General features: G+C 63.6%; 6 protein-coding genes. 2 read left to right on the forward strand and 4 right to left on the reverse strand.

All coding sequences use genetic code 11. The features are described 5' to 3' along the window. Together ACESMD_RS13400 and ACESMD_RS13405 are read right to left on the reverse strand one after the other, a co-directional pair. Positions 1-197 (reverse strand): hypothetical protein (locus ACESMD_RS13400; protein WP_372613960.1); only part of this gene is annotated, 197 nt, incomplete at its 3' end. Between the two features lie 98 nt (positions 198-295). Further along, complete coding sequence (locus tag ACESMD_RS13405) at positions 296-727, reverse strand: DoxX family protein (RefSeq protein WP_372613962.1); 432 nt, start codon at positions 725-727, stop codon at positions 296-298. Between the two features lie 433 nt (positions 728-1160). Here ACESMD_RS13405 and ACESMD_RS13410 point away from each other — a divergent pair, with 433 nt between their 5' ends. Further along, complete coding sequence (locus ACESMD_RS13410; protein ID WP_372613964.1) at positions 1161-1844, forward strand: haloacid dehalogenase type II; 684 nt, start codon at positions 1161-1163, stop codon at positions 1842-1844. Positions 1845-1865: 21 nt separating this feature from the next. Here the strand turns inward: ACESMD_RS13410 and ACESMD_RS13415 are convergent, their stop codons facing one another. Further along, positions 1866-2501, reverse strand: a complete 636-nt coding sequence (locus tag ACESMD_RS13415; RefSeq protein WP_372613966.1) for a TIGR04282 family arsenosugar biosynthesis glycosyltransferase — start codon at positions 2499-2501, stop codon at positions 1866-1868. After that, entirely contained in the window at positions 2491-3180 is a 690-nt protein-coding gene (locus ACESMD_RS13420) for a TIGR04283 family arsenosugar biosynthesis glycosyltransferase (RefSeq protein WP_372613968.1), read from the reverse strand. The genes ACESMD_RS13415 and ACESMD_RS13420 overlap by 11 nt, the downstream gene beginning before the upstream one ends. Positions 3181-3406: 226 nt before the next feature. On the opposite strand from ACESMD_RS13420, the gene ACESMD_RS13425 reads away from it, so the two are divergent. Next, positions 3407-4420, forward strand: a 1014-nt coding sequence (locus tag ACESMD_RS13425) for a DUF3179 domain-containing protein (protein ID WP_372613970.1), incomplete at its 3' end; no start/stop codon positions are given.

A 4420-nucleotide genomic window follows, 5' to 3' on the forward strand; every position in this document is an offset into this window, starting at 1 on the left:
GCTTCTGCTCCACCTTCGGCTTCTGCTCCGCCTTCCGCCTCGGCTTCGCTCATCATCTGATAGCCGCTTTCGGTTGTGATGTCGGCATAGACCCCGTGCAGGGCCGCCCCGCCAGCGGCAAGTGCGATAACCGGTGCCGTATAGGCGATGCCTCGGGAAAGACGTTCGAGAAGGGTTCGTCTCTTGTCATTTAACATATGTCCTCCTGGCCCGATGCGTCGGGTTTTCAATGTGACGAAATGAACAGTCGGGCTGCCTGTCTTGACCATGGAGGCCCGATAGGGCATCGACATGCTCAGGCATGGTTACCCTTGACCAGCAGATACCCTGCCAGCATCACCAGGGTGACTTGAAACATCATGCCACCCAGTGGATGCGTAGCAGTGGCCATGAAGTGCCACTGCCCCCAGTGCACCATGAAGATGGCGCCCAGCAGGATAGGGGCCATGATCAGCGCCCCAAGCCGGGTAATGAGGTCACCTAAGGGGTTAGTCGCTACCCCACCGAGAAGTATCAGTAAGCCGGCAGTGATCTCGCCAAGCGCCACGGCAGCTCCGAGCACAACGGATAGCTCCATCATGCGGGAAAATTCCCCAATACCGCTGCCCATGAACTTGTCTATCCCCATGTAAAGAAAGACGCTGGCCAAGGCGAAACGCAGTAGCCAGTGTGCATGCCGCTCGCCATGCAAGGGTTTCTTATAGGGCGTGGTGATTTCTCTAGACATATTCTGTCGTCTCCTTGGCATGTCGTGCCGAGAATGTGTCGGCGCTTGTCATCTCTCGATCATTGAGTCGCCCCTCAGACAGATTACTTACAGCCGATGCACGGCCCCCAGTGCCAGAAATAAGGCGTGAATCCTGGAAGTCGTGACGACATATCGCGTTGATTGGGGGGTTGTTGTACCCCCACCCGCTTGGTGAGTTCCAGGGGGGGCAGGGGCATATACCTGTCGGTTACGCTGGCGCGCATGCCGGACACCACGACACTGCGCCAGATCCTTGGTGAAGGTTCAGCAAGGTAACGTGACTAGCCTTGGCACCAAGGATCTGGCAGGGCTGGCGACTGTGCCACGGATAGTCTTCTCACCCCCTTGAGTCCGCGCCCTTCAAGCGCCATGCTGCTGGCATCACGATACGTTAATCCTAGGAGCTGAGCGGATGGCAAGGGTACTGGCCTTCGATGTCTACGGCACCCTGATCGATACTCACGGGGTGGTCACGAAACTCGAGCAGCGCCTCGCGGGGCAGGACCGTTCAGACCTGGCCCCGGAGTTCTCGCGCCGCTGGCGCGACAAGCAACTGGAATACAGTTTCCGTCGCGGCCTGATGGGGGCCTATGTGGACTTCTCCCACTGCACTCGCGAAGCGCTGGAGTTCACCGATCGCGCCCTGCAGACGCGCTTCTCGGAGACTGACAAGGAGCACCTGATGGGCGTCTACGCGCGGTTGCCGGCCTTTCCGGAGGCCTCGGCCGCTCTGGATCGTCTCGCTGAGGCGGGGGTGCGCTGCGTGGCCTTCTCCAATGGCAGCCGTGAGGCGGTGGAGGGACTGCTGGCGCAGGCTGGAATCCGCGAGCGCTTTGACGACGTGGTCAGCGTCGACGAGATCAAGCGTTTCAAGCCTGATCCGGCGGTCTACGCCCATCTCCGTTACCGGCTCGAGAGCGAGCCCGGCGACACCTGGCTGATCTCCAGCAATGCCTTCGACGTGATCGGCGCCCGCCATGCCGGCCTGCATGCCGCATGGGTGCGGCGTACCCCGGATGCTCCCTTCGACCCCTGGGGGATCGACCCGGACATCACGGTGGCCGACCTCGATGCCCTGGCCGACCGCCTGGTCTGATTATTCTGTCTCGTCCTGGAATTAGCTGTCGTCGTGGAGGCCGGGAAAGTCGATGGCCAGCCTGTCGAGATCCTCGGGCCTGTCGACGTCCCAGACCCGGGCCGGACAGGCCAGCTTTCCCCCCAGCCGGGCCACCCGTTCCCGGGTCTGTTCCATGACGTGCCCCGTTCCCCAGTCGATGGCGCTGAAGAGCCGGTGCTGGGGCTCGCGAAGGCCTATGAGCGCATAGCCCCCGTCTTCCGCCGGCAGCAGGACGATATCGTTGTCCGCCAGGGCGTGATGGCAGCCCTTCAACAGGGTGGGTGTGAGCACCGGACAGTCGCTGCCGAGCAGCAGGCCCGGCTCGCCCATCGCACAGAAGGCATGAAGCATGCGGGCGCCGAGGTCACCCTCCGGCTGGGCGCACAGTTCGATTCCATGGCGGTTGGCCAACTCCAGAAACAGGGGATGAGCGTGATCCAGCGCCGTCCACAGGATGATGCGCCGGGACGCGGTGGCGGCAAGAGCGATGGACAGGGTATGGCGAACCAGGCGTTCCTGCAGACGTGCGGCGCCTTCCGCCCCCAGCGCCGGAATCAATCGTGTCTTTGCCTTCCCGGGCACCGGGGCCTTGGCCAGTATCGCCAGCGGAAAGTCGCCGGGCGTATCAGCGCACATCGCGATACTCCCTCGCCAGGGCTTCCGGCGCGTCGCCGCGCCAGTAACGAAAGCGCAGCCGCCACATCAGGCGGATCGTCGGCCAGGCGCCGGCCTGGTCCCAGCGTCTGCCCGAACTGGTCACCGTCTTACTCAGGCAGACGGGCGGGGAAAGGCGTCGGAGCCGACGCGACATCTCGATATCCTCCATCAGCGGCTGGTCGGGAAAGCCGCCGACGCCCTCGAAGACCTCGTGGGTCATGAACAGAGCATGGTCGCCGGTAGCGATGCCGGTCAGCCGCGACCGCCGGTTCATGGCGAAGGCGATCACCGGCAGCATCGGGTGGTGGCCCTGGAGTCGGATATCGAAACGCCCCCAGCAGCGACCTCTCGACAGGGCCTCCTCGATCAGCCGGTCGGCATGCTGGGGCAGCCGGGTATCGGCATGCAGGAAAACCAGATGCTTTCCTTGCGCGGCATCGGCTCCGGCGTTCATCTGCCGCGCCCGCCCTGGCGGACTCTGGATTACCCGGGAGGCCAGCGGTGCGGCCCGGGCGCGGGTGTCATCCCCGCTGCCGCCATCGGCGACGATCAGCTCGGCGCCCTCGTTGCGTAATCCCTGCAATCGACCCAGGGTCTCATCGATGATGTCGGCCTCGTCGAGGGTCGGGATGATGAGGCTAAGCCGTACCTCGGCCATTGCGATGTCTCCGCTGTAGAAGGCGACACGGTGATCCTCGGGTGCGTTCGGGCCGTGTCATGCGTCGAGAGATCCATCTTACCTTACCGCCCAGCACTTGCCGCCCAGCATTCGGGCGGTGGCTGTAAGGTGCACCGGGTCTCGTTGACAAAGTCCTTATCACACACGAGATCACAGATCGATAGTCGACTGCCGGCATCTCACAGTCGCTCGAGGAGGTCGGGTCATGAACGTATCCTTTCCGCTGCCTTTGGCGCTGACCTTGCTGTTGAGCCCCTTGGCCCTTGCCTGGGCGTCACCGCCTACCCAACAATCGCCCTCGGTTCCCGTCGCGCATTCCCTGGACGCCTTTCGCGAGGCGATCCGCTCGGGTGGTCCCGGCAAGGACGGCATTCCTTCCATCGACCGACCCCGCTTCGAGTCGGCGAGCGAGGCGGATCTGGCGCCTGGCGAGCGCGTCATAGGGGTCTTCCTTAATGGCGAGGCTCGGGCCTATCCCCAGCGCATTCTCGTCTGGCACGAAATCGTCAATGACGAGCTGAGCGGAGAGGCCGTCAGTATCACCTATTGTCCCCTGACCGGCACGGCCCTGGGTTTCAAGCGTGGCGACACCGAGTTTGGGGTCTCCGGCCGGCTGGTCAACAGCAACCTGGTGATGTACGACCGGGCCAGCGACAGCGAATGGCCGCAGATTGTCGCCGTCGCCATCGACGGCCCCCTGGCAGGCCAGGGGCTCGAGGCGTTCCGGGTAGTCTGGACTACCTGGGAGCGCTGGCAGGCCCGTCACCCCGATACACGAGTCCTGACCGATCAGACCGGCTTCGTACGCAACTACCGGCGCGACCCCTACGGCAGCTATGACCCGCTGAGTGGCTACTACCGGCCGGATAGCCGTCGGTTGTTCCCGGTGATGCATGATGACGCTCGCTTCCCTCCCAAGACGGAAGTGCTGGGCTTTCGCACTCGCCACGGCGCCGCGGCCATCGCCCCCGGCGCCCTGGACGATGAAACCGTTATCCATCTGGCCGTGGGAGACAGCCATTACAGTGTGGTCTCCGACCCGGAGCTGGGCACCGGCTGGGTCTTTCACAACCCCGAGCAGATCAGTATCGATAGCCAGGCGCTTCGCTACGGTCCAGAGGGCGTCGGCGGCGGAGGCACTGACGAACTTGAGCCGGTCAATGCCTTCGAAGCAATGTGGTTCGCCTGGGCGGCGTTCTATCCGGACACCGTCCTTTAC

Origin of the sequence: Halomonas sp. (genome assembly GCF_041689495.1) — a bacterium.
Classification (GTDB): domain Bacteria; phylum Pseudomonadota; class Gammaproteobacteria; order Pseudomonadales; family Halomonadaceae; genus Halomonas.

Excerpts from the sequence above, each read along its gene's own strand:
- ACESMD_RS13405 (WP_372613962.1), bottom strand. The coding sequence starts at position 727 with ATGTCTAGAGAAATCACCACGCCCTATAAGAAACCCTTGCATGGCGAG.
- ACESMD_RS13410 (WP_372613964.1), top strand. The coding sequence starts at position 1,161 with ATGGCAAGGGTACTGGCCTTCGATGTCTACGGCACCCTGATCGATACT.
- ACESMD_RS13415 (WP_372613966.1), bottom strand. The coding sequence starts at position 2,501 with ATGTGCGCTGATACGCCCGGCGACTTTCCGCTGGCGATACTGGCCAAG.
- ACESMD_RS13420 (WP_372613968.1), bottom strand. The coding sequence starts at position 3,180 with ATGGCCGAGGTACGGCTTAGCCTCATCATCCCGACCCTCGACGAGGCC.